This is a genomic window from Acinetobacter sp. G11, from assembly GCF_049808495.1.
GTDB classification, from domain to species: Bacteria; Pseudomonadota; Gammaproteobacteria; order Pseudomonadales; family Moraxellaceae; genus Acinetobacter; species Acinetobacter kookii.
Genome location: NZ_JBNCAT010000015.1, coordinates 1 through 20510 on the forward strand (window position 1 = coordinate 1; position 20510 = coordinate 20510).

General features: G+C 43.5%; 21 protein-coding genes. 11 read left to right on the plus strand and 10 right to left on the minus strand.

What is annotated here, in order from left to right; all coding sequences use genetic code 11:
* Positions 1–222: 222 nt before the first annotated feature.
* The 3 genes from ACPUEY_RS07405 to ACPUEY_RS07415 are packed head-to-tail and all read left to right on the plus strand — an operon-like array spanning position 223 to position 1599.
* Positions 223–588 (plus strand): DUF423 domain-containing protein, encoded by a 366-nt coding sequence (locus ACPUEY_RS07405; RefSeq protein WP_425121677.1) that lies wholly within the window; start codon positions 223–225, stop codon positions 586–588.
* A gap of 16 nt (positions 589–604) precedes the next feature.
* On the plus strand, positions 605–802 hold the full coding sequence (thiS, locus tag ACPUEY_RS07410; protein WP_131272735.1) for a sulfur carrier protein ThiS: 198 nt from the start codon (positions 605–607) through the stop codon (positions 800–802).
* A gap of 11 nt (positions 803–813) precedes the next feature.
* Positions 814–1599: a thiazole synthase gene (locus ACPUEY_RS07415; protein WP_425121678.1), complete on the plus strand. Its 786-nt coding sequence runs from the start codon at positions 814–816 to the stop codon at positions 1597–1599.
* 62 nt (positions 1600–1661) lie between these two features.
* Here the strand turns inward: ACPUEY_RS07415 and ACPUEY_RS07420 are convergent, their stop codons facing one another.
* From ACPUEY_RS07420 to ACPUEY_RS07430, 3 genes are all read right to left on the minus strand, one after another.
* Positions 1662–1982, minus strand: a complete 321-nt coding sequence (locus tag ACPUEY_RS07420) for a putative quinol monooxygenase (RefSeq protein WP_180176510.1) — start codon at positions 1980–1982, stop codon at positions 1662–1664.
* Between the two features lie 26 nt (positions 1983–2008).
* A complete protein-coding gene (locus ACPUEY_RS07425) occupies positions 2009–2590 on the minus strand; it encodes an NAD(P)H-dependent oxidoreductase (protein ID WP_180176509.1) in 582 nt (193 codons plus the stop codon).
* 188 nt (positions 2591–2778) lie between these two features.
* Positions 2779–3390 (minus strand): glutathione binding-like protein, encoded by a 612-nt coding sequence (locus ACPUEY_RS07430; protein WP_092818456.1) that lies wholly within the window; start codon positions 3388–3390, stop codon positions 2779–2781.
* A gap of 218 nt (positions 3391–3608) precedes the next feature.
* Here ACPUEY_RS07430 and ACPUEY_RS07435 point away from each other — a divergent pair, with 218 nt between their 5' ends.
* Positions 3609–5057, plus strand: a complete 1449-nt coding sequence (locus tag ACPUEY_RS07435; protein WP_425121704.1) for a SulP family inorganic anion transporter — start codon at positions 3609–3611, stop codon at positions 5055–5057.
* A 130-nt stretch (positions 5058–5187) separates the two neighbouring features.
* The gene (gene trmB / locus ACPUEY_RS07440) at positions 5188–5904 is read left to right on the plus strand and encodes a tRNA (guanosine(46)-N7)-methyltransferase TrmB (RefSeq protein WP_092818457.1); all 717 of its coding nucleotides are present in this window, start codon (positions 5188–5190) and stop codon (positions 5902–5904) included.
* A 58-nt stretch (positions 5905–5962) separates the two neighbouring features.
* Here the strand turns inward: trmB and ACPUEY_RS07445 are convergent, their stop codons facing one another.
* From ACPUEY_RS07445 to ACPUEY_RS07475, 7 genes are all read right to left on the minus strand, one after another.
* A complete protein-coding gene (locus ACPUEY_RS07445) occupies positions 5963–6637 on the minus strand; it encodes a class I SAM-dependent methyltransferase (protein ID WP_092818458.1) in 675 nt (224 codons plus the stop codon).
* A 46-nt stretch (positions 6638–6683) separates the two neighbouring features.
* The gene (locus ACPUEY_RS07450) at positions 6684–7466 is read right to left on the minus strand and encodes a Rossmann-like and DUF2520 domain-containing protein (RefSeq protein ID WP_425121679.1); all 783 of its coding nucleotides are present in this window, start codon (positions 7464–7466) and stop codon (positions 6684–6686) included.
* A 95-nt stretch (positions 7467–7561) separates the two neighbouring features.
* Complete coding sequence (locus tag ACPUEY_RS07455) at positions 7562–8359, minus strand: thioesterase family protein (protein ID WP_425121680.1); 798 nt, start codon at positions 8357–8359, stop codon at positions 7562–7564.
* Between the two features lie 348 nt (positions 8360–8707).
* Positions 8708–9394 carry a class I SAM-dependent methyltransferase gene (locus tag ACPUEY_RS07460; protein ID WP_092818461.1) on the minus strand — a complete coding sequence of 229 codons (687 nt, stop codon included), beginning with the start codon at positions 9392–9394 and terminating at the stop codon, positions 8708–8710.
* Positions 9395–9453: 59 nt separating this feature from the next.
* The gene (gene bioB, locus ACPUEY_RS07465) at positions 9454–10446 is read right to left on the minus strand and encodes a biotin synthase BioB (RefSeq protein WP_092818462.1); all 993 of its coding nucleotides are present in this window, start codon (positions 10444–10446) and stop codon (positions 9454–9456) included.
* 168 nt (positions 10447–10614) lie between these two features.
* Positions 10615–12303 carry an AMP-binding protein gene (locus ACPUEY_RS07470; RefSeq protein ID WP_131272725.1) on the minus strand — a complete coding sequence of 563 codons (1689 nt, stop codon included), beginning with the start codon at positions 12301–12303 and terminating at the stop codon, positions 10615–10617.
* Between the two features lie 98 nt (positions 12304–12401).
* Positions 12402–13028 (minus strand): TetR/AcrR family transcriptional regulator, encoded by a 627-nt coding sequence (locus ACPUEY_RS07475; RefSeq protein ID WP_180050162.1) that lies wholly within the window; start codon positions 13026–13028, stop codon positions 12402–12404.
* A 148-nt stretch (positions 13029–13176) separates the two neighbouring features.
* Between ACPUEY_RS07475 and ACPUEY_RS07480 the strand changes: the two genes are divergently transcribed.
* From ACPUEY_RS07480 to ACPUEY_RS07505, 6 genes are all read left to right on the plus strand, one after another.
* Positions 13177–14349 carry an isovaleryl-CoA dehydrogenase gene (locus ACPUEY_RS07480; protein ID WP_425121681.1) on the plus strand — a complete coding sequence of 391 codons (1173 nt, stop codon included), beginning with the start codon at positions 13177–13179 and terminating at the stop codon, positions 14347–14349.
* A 33-nt stretch (positions 14350–14382) separates the two neighbouring features.
* Positions 14383–15984: a carboxyl transferase domain-containing protein gene (locus tag ACPUEY_RS07485; RefSeq protein ID WP_425121682.1), complete on the plus strand. Its 1602-nt coding sequence runs from the start codon at positions 14383–14385 to the stop codon at positions 15982–15984.
* 11 nt (positions 15985–15995) lie between these two features.
* A complete protein-coding gene (locus tag ACPUEY_RS07490) occupies positions 15996–16790 on the plus strand; it encodes an enoyl-CoA hydratase/isomerase family protein (RefSeq protein WP_425121683.1) in 795 nt (264 codons plus the stop codon).
* 18 nt (positions 16791–16808) lie between these two features.
* Complete coding sequence (locus tag ACPUEY_RS07495; RefSeq protein ID WP_425121684.1) at positions 16809–18803, plus strand: acetyl/propionyl/methylcrotonyl-CoA carboxylase subunit alpha; 1995 nt, start codon at positions 16809–16811, stop codon at positions 18801–18803.
* On the plus strand, positions 18800–19702 hold the full coding sequence (locus tag ACPUEY_RS07500) for a hydroxymethylglutaryl-CoA lyase (RefSeq protein WP_092818469.1): 903 nt from the start codon (positions 18800–18802) through the stop codon (positions 19700–19702). The genes ACPUEY_RS07495 and ACPUEY_RS07500 overlap by 4 nt, the downstream gene beginning before the upstream one ends.
* A 100-nt stretch (positions 19703–19802) precedes the next feature.
* Positions 19803–20507, plus strand: a complete 705-nt coding sequence (locus tag ACPUEY_RS07505) for a CoA transferase subunit A (protein ID WP_425121685.1) — start codon at positions 19803–19805, stop codon at positions 20505–20507.
* Positions 20508–20510 lie beyond the last annotated feature (3 nt).

Here is a 20510-nt window from a genome sequence, read left to right on the forward strand (position 1 = left end):
ATTTATTTGAAAGGAAACTTTTAAGGTCACTCTTTGTGCCTGATAAAAAATGGCGAAAACAAGAAGAACCTCAATTGAGGTTCTTCTTGTGATATTTGTGGGACAGTAGTGGCTGAGTGCTCTTTTTTTATCTTTAGGCTGCGGTAATGTTGCTTTTTGCCTTTCGTGCAAGTGCAAGAATATGCTAAGTTATGCGCAAATTTATTCAGGTGGTCATTGCTTATGTGGATTGCAATTTCAGCCCTCAATTTAGCTTTTGCCGTCATGCTTGGTGCTTTTGGTGCCCATGGCTTAAAAACACGTGCAACAGAAGCTCAATTGGCGTGGTGGCATACCGCAACTGATTATTTTTTCTATCATGCGCTTGGACTTTTGGCGCTTGCCATTTTAGCCAAAGTGCTTCCCCAGCTTCCCATTAAAGCCAGCTTTATCCTGATTCAGGTCGGTATTTTCTTTTTCTGTGGCTCACTGTATGTCATGGCCTTAGGCCTACCCCGCATTTTAGGTGCCATTACTCCAATTGGCGGTGCTTTGATGATTGCTGGCTGGCTGGTTCTGGCGTGGAATGCCTTTAAATACGTGAAATAAATAAAGGGAATGAATGATGCAGATTTATTTAAATGGCGAAGCAACCAATACCACATGCACCAATCTATTAGAATTAATTCAAGAGCTTGAACTTGAAGGTAAACGTTTTGCTGTAGAACAGAATGAAATGATCATTTCCAAAAGCAGATTGGCACAAACCCCAATTTGCGCTGAAGATCATATTGAAATTATTCATGCCGTCGGTGGCGGTTAATCGGAGCTCCCATGGAAGACACCCCACTTATAATTGGTTCTCGTACATTTAATTCACGCTTATTGGTCGGTACAGGTAAATATAAAGATTTAACTGAAACCGATTTAGCCATTCAGGCCAGCGGTGCAGAAATTGTGACTGTGGCAATCCGTCGGGTCAATATCGGCCAGCATCCGGATCAGCCGAATTTACTTTCGGTTGTGCCGCCAGAAAAATATACCATTCTGCCCAACACGGCCGGCTGCTTTGATGCCAACAGTGCCGTGCGTACCTGCATGCTGGCGCGTGAACTGCTGGATGGACACAACCTGGTGAAACTGGAAGTACTGGGTGATGAAAAAACCCTTTACCCGAATGTCACGGAAACATTAAAAGCAGCGCGCACCTTAATTGACGACGGTTTCGAGATTATGGTCTACACCTCGGATGACCCGATTATTGCTCAGGAATTGGAGAGTATGGGCTGTGTGGCGATTATGCCTCTGGGCAGCCTGATCGGTTCAGGTTTAGGCATTTTAAATCCGCATACCATTTCGATTATTAAGGAAAATGCCAAAGTTCCGGTACTGGTTGATGCCGGTGTTGGTACTGCCAGTGATGCCGCGATTGCAATGGAACTGGGCTGTGATGGCGTACTGATGAATACCGCCATTGCCGCTGCGCAAAATCCGGTTTTAATGGCCTCGGCAATGAAAAAAGCTGTTGAGGCTGGTCGTGAAGCATTCCTTGCTGGCCGTATGCCACATAAACGCATGGCCAATGCCAGCTCACCTGAAACCGGTTACTTCTTTAAATAATTTTAATTCAACAATAAAAAAGGCGATATAGATCGCCTTTTTTATATTTCAAGAAAATGCACTTAACGGTTTAGCCTTTTCTGCATAATCCGGATTTTTACATCTAATACATCATTTTTAACTTGCTGCTGGTAGGCTTGCATATGTGAGGTCTGTAAATGTGCATTTAAATGTTCAATACTTTCCCACTGTTCTAACATGATAATTGAATCAGGCACTTTAGTCTGATAATGAACATCTGAATCATGATCTACCAGTAATTCATAACCGTGACAGCCTTCTTCCTGCAAAACAACAGGTGTTATGTTCCTAAAGGCATTTAATACATTTTCACGATGTTGAACACCCGGGCGAATCTGAATATCTGCAATCACAATCAACATAACCTGCTCCCTAAACAACCCATCAATTAAGCAAAAATATTCATCAGATGTTGATGATAGTCATGTTCATATTGAGCAACATTGGGCATCTTAATCACATCATTCACAATGAAAGTTTCTAAACTTTGCATACCCAAAAATTGATTGGCTTTATGAAAGGGCAGATAAACCCCGTCGACCCCGACACCCTGAAAAAATTGCTCAGGATCATTAAACGCTTCGATAGGTGCATTCCAGGTTAAGGACAACATATACTTTTTATCGTGAATGAGACCACCCGAACCATATTTTTTCGATGCGTCCGAACGCGATCGGCCATCACTGGCATATAAAGTGCCATGCCCTTCGGTAAAAATATCATCCATATATTTTTTTACTGTCCACGGCGCACCCATCCACCATCCAGGCATTTGATAAATAATGACATCTGCCCATACATATTTTTGAATCTCTTCCTGAATTTCATAGTCACTATCTGCACGGGAAATTTTAACGCGATGCCCCAGCTCGCCAAGCACAGTATTTGCCAACTCAGTCAAGGTGTCATTTAACTCGCCATTTGAGTGTGCAAACTGTTTGGCCCCATTCACGATCAGGATATTACTCATTTATTCGCCTTGAATCATATATTTTCATGAGGCCAATATACTTAAATACCTTATTGATAAAAATTCATGTATTTGCAAAATACTATTGATAAAAAATCAATAATAAAATTATTGATCAAGCAACTTCCAATCAATTTTTAAACCTAAAAAAAGCACCCTCAGGTGCTTTTTCAAATCAATGAAGAGAATTAAGGAATCAAGCCTTCATCTCGCATGGCAATCTGTACTGATTGACGTTCTGCCACTTTATTACGCAGGGCAATAATATTTTTATACGGCGTAAGATCATGACCAATACCATTCGACCAGTTTGTGAGTACAAACAGATAAGCATCTGCCGGACCAAAGTTATCATCTACCAGATAATCGTTATCTGATTCGCCAATTGCTTTATCGATATAAGTCAATAAACGGTCGATTTCGGCATAAGCTTTTTCTTTCGCTTCTTTTTCTAGGGGAGCCCCAAAGAAAACTGCATAAGCATCATGTAATTCTGAGTTTAAATATCCTAACCATTCCAGAACTTTGGCACGTCCTAGTCCTGATGGTGGAATCAAATCTTGTTTAGGGTCGTGCTGAGCAAGGAAAGGTAAAATGGCAACGTTTTCAGTAAGAATCAGACCCGGATTAATTTCTAAGGCCGGAACATAACCTTTAGGGTTAATCTCGTAATAATCTGTTCCTTTTTCAGTTTTATGTGTTTTTAAATCAACGCGCTCCAAGTCAAAATCAACATTAATTTCATTTAAAATAATGTGTGATGCCAAAGAACATGCACCTGGAGAATAATAAAGCTTCATACCTGATCCTTGTTATATATCTATTCACTGTTTTAAATTGCTTCTAACAAACTTTCAAGTGATCAAACCTGTAAATTGCAAAAAAGCGTAAATGTATAAAAATCACTTACTCTTTGAATATTGTATAAATCACGCATATTTTCAAGTCAAACTCGTATGCTTTTTTGACTGAACTTGTTTTACCATACGCATCTTTAAAATTTGTGAAATCAATTAGCGTGATTAACCTGAAAAAAGAACAATGGTTTTCCAATATCCGTACCGATGTATTGGCGGGTCTGGTGGTGGGTTTAGCCTTAATTCCCGAATCCATCGCTTTTTCGGCGATCGCAGGTGTTGACCCGCAAGTCGGCTTATATGCCTCTTTTTGTATAGCCGTAACGATTGCTTTTTTTGGCGGTCGCCCTGCCATGATATCTGCGGCTACGGGTGCCATGGCATTATTGATGATTACCCTGGTGAAAGATGATGGGCTGCAATACTTATTGGCTGCCACGATTTTAACCGGGATCATTCAGGTGATTGCAGCCTACTTTAAAGTGGCAAAACTGATGCGTTTTGTTTCGCAGTCCGTCGTTTATGGTTTTTTAAATGCCCTTGCCATTTTGATTTTTGCCGCACAACTGCCGGAAATGAGCAAAATGGATAGCTTAGGCTATTTATTTATGGCACTGGGTCTGGGCATCATTTATCTGTTTCCTTATTTGCCCAAAATTGGCAAAACCCTTCCCTCACCTTTAATCTGTATTGTGGTACTGAGTGGTTTAGCTATTTTACTGGGTGCCGACATGCGTACCGTCAGTGATTTGGGACAGTTTCCGGATACTTTGCCAATTTTCCTGATTCCAGGCATTCCGCTGAACTTCGAAACGCTGCAAATCATCTTCCCTTATTCCATCACTCTAGCCACGGTCGGTTTACTGGAGACCATGATGACCACCACAGTAATTAATGAGGTGACTGAAACGGAATCCGACCGTCATCAGGAATGTCGCGGCCAAGGGATTGCCAATATTGTCAGTGGCTTTATGGGCGGTATGGCAGGTTGCGCCATGATCGGCCAGTCCATCATTAATGTATCTTCAGGTGCACGTACCCGACTGTCAACTTTAGTGGCTGGCGTGTTCTTGCTTTGTCTGGTTGTTTTTTTTAAAGACTGGCTGGCTTATGTGCCCATGGCAGCATTGGTGGCGATTATGGTGATGGTAGCCTTCACCACTTTCCAATGGGACTCGGTCAAACAGTTCCGTCAGCATCCTGCTGCATTTAATGTGGTGATGATTGCTGTGGTGATTGTGGTACTGGCAACGCATAACCTGGCTTTGGGCGTGTTGACTGGTGTGCTGCTGTCTGCACTGTTCATTATCAACAAGCTGGAAAGTGAAGTGAAAGTACAATCGACCTTGCACAATCAGCAACGCCACTATGTGATTACCGGGCAAATCTTCTTTAGCAGTTCAGAAAAATTCTTCCAGTTTTTTGACTTTAAAGAAAATGTTTCCAAAGTTGTGATCGATCTGAGTCATGCCCATGTTTGGGATATTACTTCAGTGAATATGCTGAATAACGTGGTGCAGAAATTTAAAGATCAAGCTATTGAGGTTGAAGTGATAGGCTTGAACGAAGCCAGCAGCACCTTGATTGCTCAATACAATCAATCTTCATAAAAGATAAACAGCTTTCGGGTTCTTTTATTTTTAAAGCTACTTTTAGCGACCGAAAAAACCGAGAAAAGTTTGACTTGTCAGGCTCAGGACTTAAAATACCGCATTCGTATTTTTTACATTTGCCAAAATTATGTCGAACGATCCATTAGACCAGCAAGTCGTAGAGCTGGACAACTTGAATGAACATCGCGAAATTGTCACTTTTATGCGTCGTTCATCTCCGCTGAATACCTCTCAACGTACTGCGCTTGAACAATATGGTCACCTAATTTTGGAATATCCGGTGGGTGATTTACGTCAGCAGTTTGAACATCCAGAACGTCCGCTTACTGTAGAAATCGGTTTCGGTATGGGACGTTCACTGGTGCTGATGGCGAAAGCCAACCCTGAGCGTAACTATGTCGGTATTGAAGTGCATGTTCCGGGTATTGCGCAATGTGTGTATGAAGCGGGTATGGCAGGCTTAACCAATCTACGTTTGCTTGATGCCGATGCCATTCAGGTACTGCGTGAAATGCCTGACAACAGCATTAACGCGATCCAGCTGTATTTCCCTGATCCATGGCAAAAGAAACGTCATTTCAAACGTCGCTTTGTATCGCACGACCGTATGCCGCTGGTTGAACAGAAACTGGAAATGGGCGGTACCTTCCACTCGGCGACCGATTGGGAACCGTATGCTGAATGGATGCTGGATGTTTTGGATAACCGTCCAAACCTTGAAAATATGGCCGGCAAAGGCAACAGCTACCCTCGCCCGGAATGGCGCCCGCAAACCAAGTTTGAGCGTCGCGGCTTAGAGGAAGGTCATAAAATCAATGATTTTCTGTTCAAGAAAATCAAATAACCTTAATTGACAGCATAAAAATGGCTCATATCAATGAGCCATTTTTTATACTCAAAGTTTAAGCTTTTATCGCCATATAACCTTGATAGAACAAAATCTGGGTAAACCCCTGCACAGCTTCAAAACCACTCGCTTTCAGTTGTTCAAAAGTTTCCTGCTCCGATAACGGATAAAAATCATCTTCTAGACGCTCCAGCATGACCGCAGCCTGTGAAGGCGTTAAGCCATTGGCCTCACATAGATATTTGAGGGTCTGCAACTCCTGCTCCGACTTGATTTTGGTCAAGTCAAAAGTGATGAATATGCCTTGAGATTTTAAACGTGAGGAAATGGCTTTAAAGAACTTGGGCTTCTCTAGATAAGCCACAAAATGCGTAACCAGAATGGACAGTGCCGCATCGTAAGACTGGTCCGTTTTTAACTGGTCTACATCGCCCAATACGAACTCCACCCGATGCGAGGCATTCAAGGCGTGGATATGGTGTCTGGCCTTATCCAGCATGTTTTGTGACAACTCTGTGGCGGTAAAGGTCCAGTCAGGAAACAACTGGACCAGATGACCCAGCTCATAGCCAGTACCACAACCGACAATCAGCACATGCGCATATTCATCTACATACGTTTTCAATAAAGCCCGGATCTGTTGATGTACGATTTCATAGCCGGGAATTAATTTGCGGATATGTTCATCATAACCATCTACAACATACTGACTATTAAAATCTTTTGCCATCGCTGCCTCCTTTTGCAATACAGGGGCTAAATTTTTTAAGCTTAGTTCACGCTTTAGTCTGATGTGATTGCAGAATCTGTTGACTCATTAAATTGTAAACTTTTTTCAAATCTTCACGTTTAGCATCCTCCAGCATCTGCTGATGCCTGTTTAAGATATTCTGATCTCCCCGCATGGCTGGCCCGGTCTGCATCTGTTTAGGCTCATGCTGTACGGCTTTATGGGCTGTTTCCAGAATTAGGGGATAAAGCAGCGAGAAATCGACCTGCTTGGCATCGACTATCTGCTTCGCCATGTCATAACAGTAATTGCTAAAATTACAGGCAAACACTGCCGCCAAATGTAAACTTAAACGCTGTGCCGATGTATAGGCATACACGTGTGAACTTAGGCTATTTGCTAACTGGATCAATTGCGCCTGATCCTGCGGCTGGACTGCCTCTACAAACAAAGGCGTGGCCTGCCAGTCTACTTCACGGGCCAAGCTAAAGGTTTGCAAAGGATAAAATACCCCGGCGCGTGCATGAACCTCTGCCAGAACCTGAATATCGGTACTGCCTGATGTATGCACAATCAACACATCTGTGAATTGTGCATGCAGCTGTTGAATGACCTCGGCAATTGCCTGATCGCTCACCGCAATAATCACCAGATCTACATCTGGTTCAAGTTCTGCAATATTGGCTGTGGCTTTTGCAGCGACCTGACTCGCCAGGGCCTGGGCATGTTCTAAAGTCCGGCTGTAGATCTGTACAATCTGATGATTCTGGCTTAAAACGGCAGCCAGATGATGTGCCACCCGTCCTGCACCAATAAAACTGATTCGCATAGCTAAGTTCACGTTTTACAATTCAGTCCAAGCATGCCAAGAATAAAAGGACGAAGCAATTCGTCCTGATGTTTTTGTTTAAGCGTGTATCAATTTTAGAATTGACGCAAAGTTAAAATCTGCTCACTGCGTCCAAATGGACCTTGGGTATCGTGCAAAATTCCGCTGGTCAGCCCGATTCCATCTTCACCATATTGCTGTGTCACTTCCAAACCCAACCACTCACCTTGCGGTAAACGGTGTAAATGGATTTGCAAATCTAAATTTGGAAAACCCCAACCCGCATTCGGGTCTAAGCGTGGCACCACACCATTGGCAGTATCTACCATGCCCATTAAACGAACAAAACTAGATGTGGCTTGATTTTCAATCATCTCTAATTGATTTCTCAGCCAGACAATACCCTTACCTGCACGACGGTCTAAATGTGCTCGGGTTTCAATACTTTGAATATAGCCCCCTGGCCAGCAGCGCATGCCATCCCAATCGGCCAAATATTCAGGGTTTTCTACAGGTAAGTCTTCCAACCCTGCAACTGCACGTGTGTCTGAGGTTTTCATTTTCCATGCGCGCGCCACAATACAGGTTTTTCCTTCAGCACACATTTCCGCTTCAATCAGTTCGATGGTTTTACCAGGTCGGATCATGCGAGTCGTGATACTGAACTCACCAAAGGCGATCAAACCAAAAATATCTAAACTGACCCGACCAATTCGCATATCATCACGTGGCATAAATTGCTCAAGTTCTGCACATAAAATACCCGTTGCAGGTGCCATGTGTTGCTCATGCGGATTCCATGCGCCCTGTGCATGAATGTTGGAACGATAGTACGCAGTACAACCACCATCGGCATGTTGTTCACGTTTGAGTAAAGTGTAATAGGCTGACATTTTTTCTCTTTCCCTGATCTGACTTTTTATACTGATACTTTTACTACAAATATTTGCTGACTTAATGATGTTATTAATAGGGTCTGTTGACAATTCGTCAATGTTTGCGGCGAGCATATTTTTTAGCTGATATAAGGCATGGGACAGGAAATTTAGTCATTCTAAATGACTGGCACATAACGCAATAGCAGCAAAAAATATGCTCGCCCTGAAAGGCTGTGGCTAAAACTTTCTCAGATTGCGTTATGAAACTTAGCAATAGTCTCGCTATTCCTTGCGTTTCATGCCTGATCTGCTCAGTTTTAACCTACAGCGCAAGCCATTTATGAAATATCAACAGACCCTAAACTATTTCTGAGCAAAAAAACCATAATAATTCATGAGTTGGCAATATGTTTTACATTGGTGAAAACCGACTTGAGTAAGCAATGCTGCCTGCACATCGACAGTAATTAAATGAAAATCATCGGCCAAGCGTGCAAGCATTTTTTCCGCTTGTACCGTGGTTAAACCACAATCCAGAGCCAAATTCTGCATCCAACGCAGTTCTATATTTTCAGTCTGCTGCATCAGATCATAGCTTAATAAAATCGCTGCAGGTTTTAATGTTTGGTAAATATCCTGAAAAAATAATATTTTTTCTGCCACAGGTACAAAATGCGCCACCAAAATCGCCAATGCGGCGTCAAACTGCAAGTTTTCAACCTGCGCTTGCTGAGCAAATTGATGTGTATCGGCCTGTATAAAACGCACTCGCTCATGCCCTGCCACAGACTGAATATTTTTTTCTGCCTGCTGCAACATGCTTAAAGATGGGTCGATGGCAGTGAATTGCCACTGTGGATGTTGCTGCAGTAAATACTGCAACTCATAACCTGTGCCACAACCCACCACCAAAAGCTGTGCTGTTTCGGGCAAATGGCTGCTTAAAATTGCGTTGATGTGTTGATGTACCAATTCATATCCAGGAATGAGTTTCCGAATATGACTGTCATAGCCTGCAACCACGGTTGCACTGTGAAAATCTTTTGCCATATCACATGATTCTTATTTAATTTACTGACATCCAAAGTTAAATTATTTTTGAGATCTGCTTAGGCCACTGCCATCGCATCTACCGATAATTCTTCAACGGTTGGTTTGGCACGTTCTGGCACTAGGCCTAGCTTTTGGAACAATTGTTTGTCTTTGCCTTCGCCTGCATTTGGTGTAGTCAAAAGCTTTTCGCCTGAAAATAACGAGTTCGCACCTGCCATAAAGGCCAAGGCCTGATCTGAATCAGACAACGATTCACGTCCTGCAGATAATCGAATATAGCTGTTTGGCATGATAATACGTGCAACTGCAATGGTACGAATCCATTCAATCACATCCAGTTTTTCGACTTCAGCCAAAGGCGTGCCTTCAATCGGAACCAGCATATTGATGGGCACCGATTCAGGGTGTAACGGCAAAGTTGCCAATTCATGCAATAACCCAATACGGTCTTGAGTATCTTCACCTAAACCGACAATACCACCACTGCAGACTTTCATGCCTGTTTGACGCACAATATCCAAGGTATGTAAACGATCGTCAAAGCTACGGGTACTGATCACATTGGGATAATATTCACGCGAAGTATCGAGGTTATGGTTGTAATAATCCAAACCTGCATCTTTTAAACGTTCTGCCTGAGATTGGTTTAACATACCCAAAGTCATGCAAGTTTCTAAGCCTAATGCTTTGACTTCACGCACCATTTCCAGAACATACGGCATATCACGTTCATGCGGGTTACGCCATGCAGCCCCCATGCAAAAACGAGAAGAACCAGACTCTAAAGCTTCTTTGGCTTCCTGAATGACTTTTTCAACCGCAATGCGTTTTTCAGCTTCAAGCTGTGAATCATAATGCGCAGACTGCGAGCAATATTTACAGTCTTCTGGGCATTTGCCTGTTTTAATCGACAATAAGGTACTGACTTGTACGGTATTGGCAGAAAAATGTTGGCGATGCACGCGCTGTGCTTCAAAGACCAAATCCAGAAAAGGCTGTTCATATAACTGCTGAATTTCTTCTCGGGTCCAATCATTACGTACGGTCATTATTTTCATCCTTGATGATCACGCATCGCTCTTATAATTAGGGTAATTTTTCACAGAATGAGCGAGCACTTATTGGGGTGTTTTACCCTTTATCTCTGCGCAAGAAATAAAGGGTGTGTACTGAATTTAAAGGTCAATCTCGTAACAATGCATGCCAGAAATACGACTTTAAGCAATTTCCTTTAAATTTAACTCTTCACGCATAAATTCACGTAATTTAAATTTCTGTGCCTTACCTGAAGCGGTCATTGGAAATTCACTAAAGAAACGCACATAACGTGGGACTTTATTATGTGAAATGTGTTCTGCACAGTATTGGCGAATCGCCTCTTCGGTACATTCATGATGTTCATGCAAAATAATACAAGCACACAGTTCTTCACCATAACGATGATCTGGCACGCCAATCACTTGCACATCACAGACCGCATCGTGGGTATATAAGAAATCTTCAATTTCTTTAGGGAACAGGTTTTCTCCACCACGAATTACTACATCTTTAATGCGACCTTTGATTTTCACAAAGCCTTCATCGTCCATTTCTGCAATATCGCCCGTGTGCATCCAGCGTGCGGCATCAATGACTTCTTGGGTTTTGTCGTGCTCATCCCAATAACCCAGCATCACCGAATAGCCACGCACACACAATTCACCCAACTGTCCGCGCGGTACGACCTTGCCATCTTCATCCACAATTTTAACTTCCAAGTGTGGATGCACACGACCCACTGTACTGACACGGCGTTCCACCGAATCATCCGTCGAACTTTGTGCGCTCACAGGCGCTGTTTCGGTCATACCATAACAAATGGTGATTTGTGACATGTGCATACGGTCTATCACACGTTGCATAATTTCTTGCGGACATGGACTGCCTGCCATAATGCCTGTACGCAAGCTAGACAAATCAAATTCATCAAACTGCTCATGCTCTAAAATGGCAATAAACATGGTCGGTACACCATAAGCGGCCGTGCATTTTTCTTGCTGAATGGCTTTTAAGGTATCGAGTGGATTAAACACTGCAGATGGATAGACCATGGTTGAGCCATGTGTGATACAGGCCAAATTCCCCATCACCATCCCAAAACAGTGGAATAACGGCACTGAAATACAGACACGATCTTGCGGACTTAAATGAATCGCCTCGCCTACAAAGTAACCATTATTTAAAATGTTATTGTGGGTCAGCATGGTACCTTTGGGGTTGCCCGTCGTGCCCGAGGTAAATTGAATATTGATGGTTTCATCAAATTGCAATTCACTGGCAATTTGATCCAGCTTTTTCAGCATGTGTGTGGTTGGACTTGGCAGCAAATCCTGAAAACGATGCATGCCTGTCTGGGCTTGATCATCAATTTTAATCACATGCTTTAAATGTGGTAAGCGCTTAGCATTGAGCACTTTGTTGTCTGCCTGACACAGCTCTGGAGCAATTTTGGTTAAAATTTCCTGATAATTGGTGCTTTTAAACTGCGATGCAATCACCAAACCCTTACAAGAAACTTTATTGAGCACAAATTCCAGTTCATTGCTTTTATAGGCAGGATTTAAATTCACCAGAATCACCCCTGCCTTAAAGGCTGCGAATTGAGTGATCGTCCATTCCACACAATTCGGAGACCAAATGGCAAGGCGGTCACCTTTTTTAAAACCGAGTTTTAACAAACTACAGGCAAAGGCATTGACCTGTTGCTGCAGTTGCTTATAGGTCAGACGCACATTTTGATGCACGCTTACCAAAGCATCCTGATCTGCATATTGCTGGCAAGCCTGATCAAACTTTTCACCAATGGTCATGCCTAACAAAGGCTGATTACTGGTGCCATAGGCATAACTTAACCGTACTTGTGTCATTGAATCGATCTCCTTGATTCTTTGTAATTCTGTTTTCCAACATGACTAATTGTTCTATGACGACGATTACTTTTTGCCTGTTTTGTGCGTTGTTTTTACTACCCTCCCTGCTGTTTTCGCACTGCATTTACACAAAAGTCGGCAATTTGTTTGACAAAGTAATCTTTATAATTTTGATCAAACATCACATTGCGAGACGGGTTTAAAGGTTCAATCACTACAAAGGTCATGGAGCCAACCACACCTAAAGCGGCAGTGTTCAAATCTTCAAAATCAAACTCACCATTGACTTTTCCTTCAGCCAAAATTTCCTTGATGCTCTGTTTGATCAGTTGTTTACTGCGAAAACGCTCATGTTCCATTTCTGGGTCTACAGGCTCGAACATTAACGAATACGCCAATTGAGGGCTGTTCATCGCACGCTTCACAAAAGTTGTAACAGATTTTTGCAATTTTTGTTTTGCACTTAAATCTGACTTCGCAATGTGGTCCAAAATTTCGACCTCACGACGAATCGCATCCGATAAAACTTCAATCAAAATCTGACTTTTATTTTCAAAGTAGCGATACACCAAACCTGTAGATACGCCTGCGCGTTCTGCAATGGCTTGTATAGACGCTTCTTTAAAGCCCCCATGAGCAATAAGTTCACGAGCAGAATCTAAAATCGCGTTGCGATTTTGTTCCATACGTTCCTGCATCAATGATGATCTTTTATAACTCATATCTTATTCTCAACCAGATAAAATGAATTGTAAATCATTTTGTGAATTTTAGTTCACTTTTTTAAATTTTCGATGTATGTTAGAACCTAAGCACAACAACAATGCTTGTTTTAGGAACAACAAATATAACCTCAGGATGAATGAATACATGAATTTACAAAGCTTAGACTTCGGTTTGGATGAAACCTTAATCGCACTGCGTGATTCAATCGCTGCTTTTTGTAAAAAAGAAATTGCACCCATTGCACAACAGGTCGATCGTGATAACGAGTTCCCTGCCCAGCTTTGGAAAAAATTTGGTGATATGGGCTTACTTGGCTTAACCGTGAGTGAAGAATACGGCGGCACTAACTTAGGCTATTTAGCTCACATCATTGCCATGCAAGAAATTTCTCGTGCATCAGCATCCATTGGTTTGTCTTACGGTGCTCATTCTAACCTATGTGTGAACCAAATTAAGCGAAATGGGACAGAAGAACAGAAGCAACGCTATTTACCAAAACTGATTTCAGGCGATTACGTCGGCGCTTTGGCAATGTCTGAACCAAATGCAGGCTCAGACGTGGTTAGCATGAAACTGAAAGCTGAAGATAAAGGCGATCATTACTTGCTCAACGGCTCAAAAATGTGGATTACCAATGGCGGTGATGCCGATGTTTTGGTGGTGTATGCCAAAACTGACTTACAGGCAGGCGCCAAAGGTATGACTGCTTTCTTAATTGAAAAAACCATGTCAGGTTTTAGCCACGGCAGCCATTTAGACAAACTCGGGATGCGCGGCTCAAATACCTATCCATTGTTCTTTGACAATGTTGAAGTACCAAAAGAAAACGTCTTGGGCGGTGTGGGCAATGGTACAAAAGTACTAATGAGTGGACTGGACTATGAACGTGCAGTTTTAAGTGCAGGGCCGCTAGGCATTATGGATGCCTGCATGGATACCGTGATTCCTTATATTCATGAGCGTAAACAGTTTGGTCAGGCATTGGGTGAATTCCAGCTTATGCAAGGCAAAATTGCCGATATGTATTCGACTTGGTTGGCATGTAAAGCACTGGTCTATGCCGTTGGCGCAGAATGTGACAAAGCTGAACACAGCCGTAGTTTACGTAAAGATGCAGCCAGTGCCATTTTATACGCTGCCGAAAAAGCCACATGGATGGCAGGTGAAACCATTCAAACCTTGGGCGGTAATGGCTATATCAATGAGTTCTCTGCAGGACGTTTATGGCGTGATGCCAAACTCTATGAAATTGGTGCGGGTACTTCAGAAATTCGCCGTATGTTGATTGGCCGTGAATTGTTTAACGAAACTGCCTAAAAATAAATCACAAGAATAGACAAGGATGTTGGCATGAATCAATTACAGAGCAAAATTAATATTCGCAGCGACGAGTTTAAAAACAACCAAGCTGCGATGCAAAGCCTAGTCGATGACCTCAGAGAAAAAGTCCAAAAAATTGCTTTGGGTGGTGGCGAAACTGCACGCCAAAAACATTTAGACCGTGGCAAATTACTGCCGCGTGAACGGATTGACCACCTGATTGATCCCGGTACTGCATTTATTGAAATTGGTCAGTTGGCCGCTTATCAGGTCTATCAGGATGACGTGCCTGCTGCAGGTGTGGTGGCGGGTGTCGGTCAGGTGAATGGCGTGACCTGCATGATCATTGCCAACGATGCCACAGTAAAAGGTGGAACCTACTACCCGCTGACTGTGAAAAAGCATTTACGCGCACAGGAAATTGCCGAACAGAATCACCTGACTTGTATTTATCTGGTCGATTCAGGCGGTGCATATTTGCCGCTACAAGATGAGGTCTTTCCAGACCGTGATCATTTCGGACGCATTTTCTACAACCAAGCCCGCATGTCGAGCATGGGTATTGCCCAAATTGCCGTTGTGATGGGAAGTTGTACCGCAGGCGGTGCTTATGTCCCTGCCATGTCAGATGAAACCATTATTGTGCGTAATCAAGGGACTATTTTCTTGGGCGGCCCACCGCTGGTTAAAGCCGCAACAGGTGAAGTGGTTAGCAGCGAAGACTTGGGTGGTGGCGATGTACACACTCGCCTTTCAGGTGTAGCCGATCATTTGGCAGAAAATGATGAACATGCCTTGGCAATTGCCCGCAACATCGTTGCCAATTTAAATAAAAAGCCAAACCCGCAGCCTGAGCATATAGAAGCACCATTATTCAATGCCTCTGAACTGTATGGCATTGTTCCGACTGACGCGCGTAAACCGTTTGATGTACGTGAAGTGATTGCCCGTATTGTCGATGGTTCACGTTTTGATGAATTTAAAGCGCGCTTTGGCACCACATTAATTACAGGTTTTGCCAAACTATATGGTATGCCTGTCGGGATTATTGCCAACAACGGTATTTTATTTTCCGAGTCGGCACAAAAAGGCGCACACTTTATTGAACTATGCACCCAACGCAACATTCCCCTGTTATTTATTCAAAATATCACAGGCTTCATGGTTGGACGCCAATATGAAAATGAAGGCATTGCCAAAAATGGTGCCAAACTGGTGATGGCGGTTGCCACAGCCAATGTGCCTAAACTGACTTTGGTGATTGGCGGTTCTTTTGGTGCAGGTAACTACGGGATGTGTGGTCGTGCTTATTCACCACGTTTTATGTGGACATGGCCAAACTCACGTATTTCAGTGATGGGTGGCGAACAAGCATCGAGCGTATTGTCTACCTTAAAGCGTGATCAGATTGAAGCCAAAGGTGGTAGCTGGTCTGCAGAAGAAGAAGATCAGTTCAAACAGCCAATTCGTGAACAATACGAACGTCAGGGTCATCCATATTATGCGTCTGCACGCTTATGGGATGATGGTGTGATTGATCCAGCACAGTCGCGTGAAGTTTTGGCATTAAGTTTAGCCGCTGCCCTCAATGCACCCATCCAACCGACCAAATTTGGCGTGTTCCGCATGTAAGAGGTGACAAAATGGATTATCAGTTTTTACAGCTCGAACAGAACAACCAAGTGGCTACGGTTTGGATTAATCGTGCGGAATTGCATAACGCTTTCAATACAGAGGTGATTGAAGAATTACACGCCTGCTTTCAGGCACTGAATAGCCGTGATGATATTCGAGTGGTGATTTTGGCAGGACGCGGCAAAAGCTTTTCTGCAGGTGCAGATTTGAACTGGATGAAACAGGCAGGTCAAGCTTCTACAGCAGAAAATCAAGCCGATGCCCTAAAACTGGCAAAAATGCTGCAAAGTTTAGCGACGTTAAAACAACCGACTATTGCCCGTGTGCATGGTATTGCCTTTGGTGGTGGTATGGGTTTGGCAGCTGCCTGTGATATTTGCGTTGCCAGCACCGATGCCAAGTTTGCGACCTCTGAAGTACGTTTAGGTTTAGCACCATCTACCATTAGCCCTTACGTCATTCGTGCGATTGGCGCACGTCAGGCATCACGTTACTTTTTAACGGCAGAGCGTATTTCTGCAGAACAGGCACAGCAAATTGGTTTAGCGCATGAAGTCACTTCAGCCGAAGACTTAGACAGCAAAATTGATGAAATTGTGCAAGCCTTATTGCTTGGTGGCCCAGAGGCGCAACATGCCTCTAAGCAACTGATTCAGATTGTCAATCATCAAGTTTTAACCGAAGACTTATTGCAACAAACTGCACAGCATATTGCGCATGTTCGCCAAGGAGATGAGGCGAAAAATGGCTTAAATGCATTTTTGAATAAACAAAGCCCGGCTTGGATCAAGACCACGGCATAATAAAAGAAGGATCGCACTATGTTTGAAAAGATTTTAATTGCCAACCGTGGTGAAATTGCCTGCCGTGTAATTCGTACCGCAAAAAAACTCGGGATTGCTACAGTTGCGGTGTATTCAGATGCTGATGCGCAATCACAACACGTCAAACTGGCAGATGAAGCCATTTATATTGGTGAATCCCCTGCGGCACAAAGTTATTTGCAAGTTGATCGTATTATTCAGGCGGCTAAAAGCTCAGGGGCGCAAGCCATTCACCCAGGCTATGGCTTCCTGTCTGAAAATGACCAGTTTGCACTGGCCTGTAAGGACAACAATATTGTCTTTATTGGTCCACCAGTAGAAGCCATTTTAGCAATGGGTCTTAAAGCAACTTCTAAAGCTTTGATGGAAAAAGCAGGTGTGCCGCTAACTCCGGGCTATCATGGCAGCAATCAAGATGCAGCATTCTTAAAACAACAAGCCGATCAAATTGGCTATCCTGTCCTCATTAAAGCCAGCGCAGGCGGTGGCGGTAAAGGCATGCGCTTGGTGGAACGCAGTGAAGACTTTCTCAGCTTACTTGCTTCATGTAAAAGTGAAGCACGTTCCAGCTTTGGCAATGAAGATGTGCTGATTGAACGCTATGTGATTCAGCCACGTCATATTGAAGTACAGGTTTTTGGAGATACCCACGGCAATTACGTGCATTTATTTGAGCGCGATTGCTCAGTACAGCGTCGTCATCAAAAAGTACTTGAAGAAGCACCTGCGCCAAAAATGCCAGAAGATAAACTTGAAGCCATGCGCCAAGCTGCCATTGATGCCGCACGTGCGGTCGATTACGTCGGTGCGGGTACGGTAGAGTTTATTGTCGAACAAGACGGTACGGCTTATTTCATGGAAATGAATACCCGTCTTCAAGTAGAACACCCTGTCACTGAAATGATTACAGGGCAAGATCTTGTAGAATGGCAGTTGCGGGTTGCCTTTGGTGAACCATTGCCAAAACAGCAGCATGAATTGCAGATTCACGGTCATGCACTCGAAGCACGTGTCTATGCCGAAGAGCCAGAGAAAGGTTTTATTCCTGCCATCGGTCAAATCAGCTACCTGCATTATCCAGAGCAAAATGATGCAGTACGTGTAGACAGCGGCATTGTAGAAGGCGATGAAATCAGCACCTACTATGACCCAATGATTGCCAAACTGATTGTCTGGGGCAAAAACCGTGAAGCTGCATTAACACAAATGCATCATGCTTTGGGCCAGTTCCATGTCGATGGTTTAGGCAACAATATTGCCTTCCTGGATCGCTTAGTGCTGTGTGATTCCTTTAAAAATACCAATTTAGACACAGGCCTGATTCAACGTGAAGAAGCATTTTTACTGAAGCCTTCTGCAGAAATCAATGCTGAACTGGTGGTCAGTGCTGCACTAATTGAGCTGCTAACACGCCAGGCTCAAAACCCGGTTGCAAATAATTCAGTCTGGCAGCAGAAGTCTTTCTGGCGTCTGAATCAGCAAAATACACATACAGTGCAATTACAACGTAATAATATTACGCTTAAAGTTCAGTTCAATACTCAAGATCAGGGCTTTGTTGCCCACTATAACGGTCAGCAATTTCCAGTTCAGGGTCAGTTTATTGATGCGCACACTTTAGCGCTGCAACTGAATGCCAAACAGCAAAAACTGGCTTTTAGCCAGAATGAAAATGGCATTACCCTGTTCCATAATGGTCAAACGCATAGCTTCGATTACATTAAGCCAGATTATCAGCAGCAGGATGAGCAAGGCGCAGAAAATAACCTGACTGCTCCAATGCCGGGTGTGATCACCCAAGTCCTGGTGGCAGCCAATGCCCGCGTGAAAAAAGATGATGTGCTGATGACCCTGGAAGCCATGAAAATTGAATATTCAATTCGTGCGCCTTTCGATGGCATTGTGGCAAGTTCATATTTCCAGGCAGGCGATCAGGTCAAAGCTGGCGATGAACTGGTTGAATTTGAAGCCTTGACGGAGGAAGTTGCATGACTGAATTTGTCAAAATTGTAGAAGTCGGCCCACGTGATGGTCTGCAAAATGAGAAAACACCACTCACTTTGGCAGACCGCAAAAACCTGATTCTGGATTTAATGCAAACGGGTTTGAAAAACATCGAAGTTGGTTCATGTGTTTCAGCCAAATGGGTTCCGCAAATGGCAGACAGCGACGTGCTGTTTGCCAGCCTGCCACAAGATCCAAACATTCAATTCAGTTTACTGACTCCAAACTTAAAAGGTTTTGAGTCGGCTTTGGCGGTGGGTTGCAAAGAGGTTGCAGTGTTTACCGCAGCTTCAGAAAGCTTTACCCGAAAAAACATCAACTGCTCGATTGATGAAAGTCTGGAAAAGTTTAGCGATGTGATGCGCCTAGCCAAAGCACATGATATTCAAGTACGTGGTTATGTGTCTTGTATGGTGGACTGCCCTTATGAAGGTGCAATTGACCCGAAACAGGTTGCAAAAGTCACACAGCAGTTATTGGACATGGGCTGTTATGAAGTGTCGTTGGGTGAAACCATTGGTACCGCAACGCCTGACCGTGTGCAAAAAGTCTGGGAAGCGTGCTTGGCGCAAGTTGATGCCAAAGTTCTGGCAGGTCATTTTCACAATACTTACGGCATGGCGATTGCCAATATTTATCAGTCGCTCTTGCAAGGCATTCGGGTATTTGATTCATCCATTGCAGGTTTGGGCGGTTGCCCCTATGCCAAAGGTGCTTCAGGCAATGTCTCGACTGAGGATTTGTATTACCTACTCTCCAATATGGGCTTTGAAACGGGTATTCAGGTCGATGCTTTAATGCAGGCAAGCCGTAACATCAGCGAAGTATTACAGCGCAACAATCCATCTAACTATGCCAATGCCTACTGGCAAAAGGCCTGTGCCTAAAGCGTCGTAGGCGTAAATAAGCTTGGGCACACAGGTAACACGTATTACAACAAATTCAACGGCAAGTGAATGCCAGGTAGAGAATAAATAGAGGTGACAAATGTCCAATAAGGTATATGACAGCGCACAAGCTGCATTAAATGGCGTGGTTCAGGATGGACAGACCTTGGCAGTTGGCGGTTTTGGTTTATGTGGTATTCCTGAATCCCTGATTGCTGCGCTAAAAGCTACAGGTGCGAAACAACTGACCTGTATTTCTAATAACGCTGGTGTCGATGGTTTTGGTTTAGGCCTGTTACTCGAAACCAAACAAATCAAAAAAATGATTTCATCTTATGTCGGTGAAAACAAAGAGTTTGAACGCCAGTTTTTAAATGGAGAATTAGAGGTTGAACTCACTCCACAAGGCACATTGGCAGAAAAATTACGTGCTGGCGGTGCGGGCATTCCGGCTTTCTTTACCCAAACCGGTGTCGGCACCTTAATTGCAGAAGGCAAAGAAGTCCGAGAATTTAAAGGCAAAGAGTATATTTTAGAAGAATCTTTAACGGCAGATGTAGCACTGGTCAAAGCCTACAAAGCCGATCCAGCCGGCAATTTGATCTTCCGTAAAACCGCCCAAAACTTTAATCCAGTCTGTGCCATGGCGGGCAAAATCACCATTGCAGAGGTTGAGGAAATTGTAGAGATTGGCGATTTAGACCCGGATGAGATTCACCTCCCCGGGATTTATGTGAATCGTATTGTACTGAATGCAACTCCAGAAAAACGTATCGAACAAATGACTTTAAAGGCGGAGGCTTAATCA

What these genes read in the sequence shown, in the direction of transcription:
- ACPUEY_RS07490 (WP_425121683.1), top strand. Translation starts at nt 15,996, where the DNA reads ATGGATTATCAGTTTTTACAGCTCGAACAGAACAACCAAGTGGCTACG.
- ACPUEY_RS07475 (WP_180050162.1), bottom strand. Translation starts at nt 13,028, where the DNA reads ATGAGTTATAAAAGATCATCATTGATGCAGGAACGTATGGAACAAAAT.
- ACPUEY_RS07470 (WP_131272725.1), bottom strand. Translation starts at nt 12,303, where the DNA reads ATGACACAAGTACGGTTAAGTTATGCCTATGGCACCAGTAATCAGCCT.
- ACPUEY_RS07415 (WP_425121678.1), top strand. Translation starts at nt 814, where the DNA reads ATGGAAGACACCCCACTTATAATTGGTTCTCGTACATTTAATTCACGC.
- ACPUEY_RS07445 (WP_092818458.1), bottom strand. Translation starts at nt 6,637, where the DNA reads ATGGCAAAAGATTTTAATAGTCAGTATGTTGTAGATGGTTATGATGAA.
- ACPUEY_RS07420 (WP_180176510.1), bottom strand. Translation starts at nt 1,982, where the DNA reads ATGTTGATTGTGATTGCAGATATTCAGATTCGCCCGGGTGTTCAACAT.
- ACPUEY_RS07460 (WP_092818461.1), bottom strand. Translation starts at nt 9,394, where the DNA reads ATGGCAAAAGATTTTCACAGTGCAACCGTGGTTGCAGGCTATGACAGT.
- bioB (WP_092818462.1), bottom strand. Translation starts at nt 10,446, where the DNA reads ATGACCGTACGTAATGATTGGACCCGAGAAGAAATTCAGCAGTTATAT.
- ACPUEY_RS07405 (WP_425121677.1), top strand. Translation starts at nt 223, where the DNA reads ATGTGGATTGCAATTTCAGCCCTCAATTTAGCTTTTGCCGTCATGCTT.
- ACPUEY_RS07430 (WP_092818456.1), bottom strand. Translation starts at nt 3,390, where the DNA reads ATGAAGCTTTATTATTCTCCAGGTGCATGTTCTTTGGCATCACACATT.
- ACPUEY_RS07485 (WP_425121682.1), top strand. Translation starts at nt 14,383, where the DNA reads ATGAATCAATTACAGAGCAAAATTAATATTCGCAGCGACGAGTTTAAA.
- ACPUEY_RS07480 (WP_425121681.1), top strand. Translation starts at nt 13,177, where the DNA reads ATGAATTTACAAAGCTTAGACTTCGGTTTGGATGAAACCTTAATCGCA.
- ACPUEY_RS07455 (WP_425121680.1), bottom strand. Translation starts at nt 8,359, where the DNA reads ATGTCAGCCTATTACACTTTACTCAAACGTGAACAACATGCCGATGGT.
- ACPUEY_RS07505 (WP_425121685.1), top strand. Translation starts at nt 19,803, where the DNA reads ATGTCCAATAAGGTATATGACAGCGCACAAGCTGCATTAAATGGCGTG.
- ACPUEY_RS07450 (WP_425121679.1), bottom strand. Translation starts at nt 7,466, where the DNA reads ATGCGAATCAGTTTTATTGGTGCAGGACGGGTGGCACATCATCTGGCT.
- ACPUEY_RS07495 (WP_425121684.1), top strand. Translation starts at nt 16,809, where the DNA reads ATGTTTGAAAAGATTTTAATTGCCAACCGTGGTGAAATTGCCTGCCGT.
- ACPUEY_RS07425 (WP_180176509.1), bottom strand. Translation starts at nt 2,590, where the DNA reads ATGAGTAATATCCTGATCGTGAATGGGGCCAAACAGTTTGCACACTCA.
- thiS (WP_131272735.1), top strand. Translation starts at nt 605, where the DNA reads ATGCAGATTTATTTAAATGGCGAAGCAACCAATACCACATGCACCAAT.
- ACPUEY_RS07500 (WP_092818469.1), top strand. Translation starts at nt 18,800, where the DNA reads ATGACTGAATTTGTCAAAATTGTAGAAGTCGGCCCACGTGATGGTCTG.
- trmB (WP_092818457.1), top strand. Translation starts at nt 5,188, where the DNA reads ATGTCGAACGATCCATTAGACCAGCAAGTCGTAGAGCTGGACAACTTG.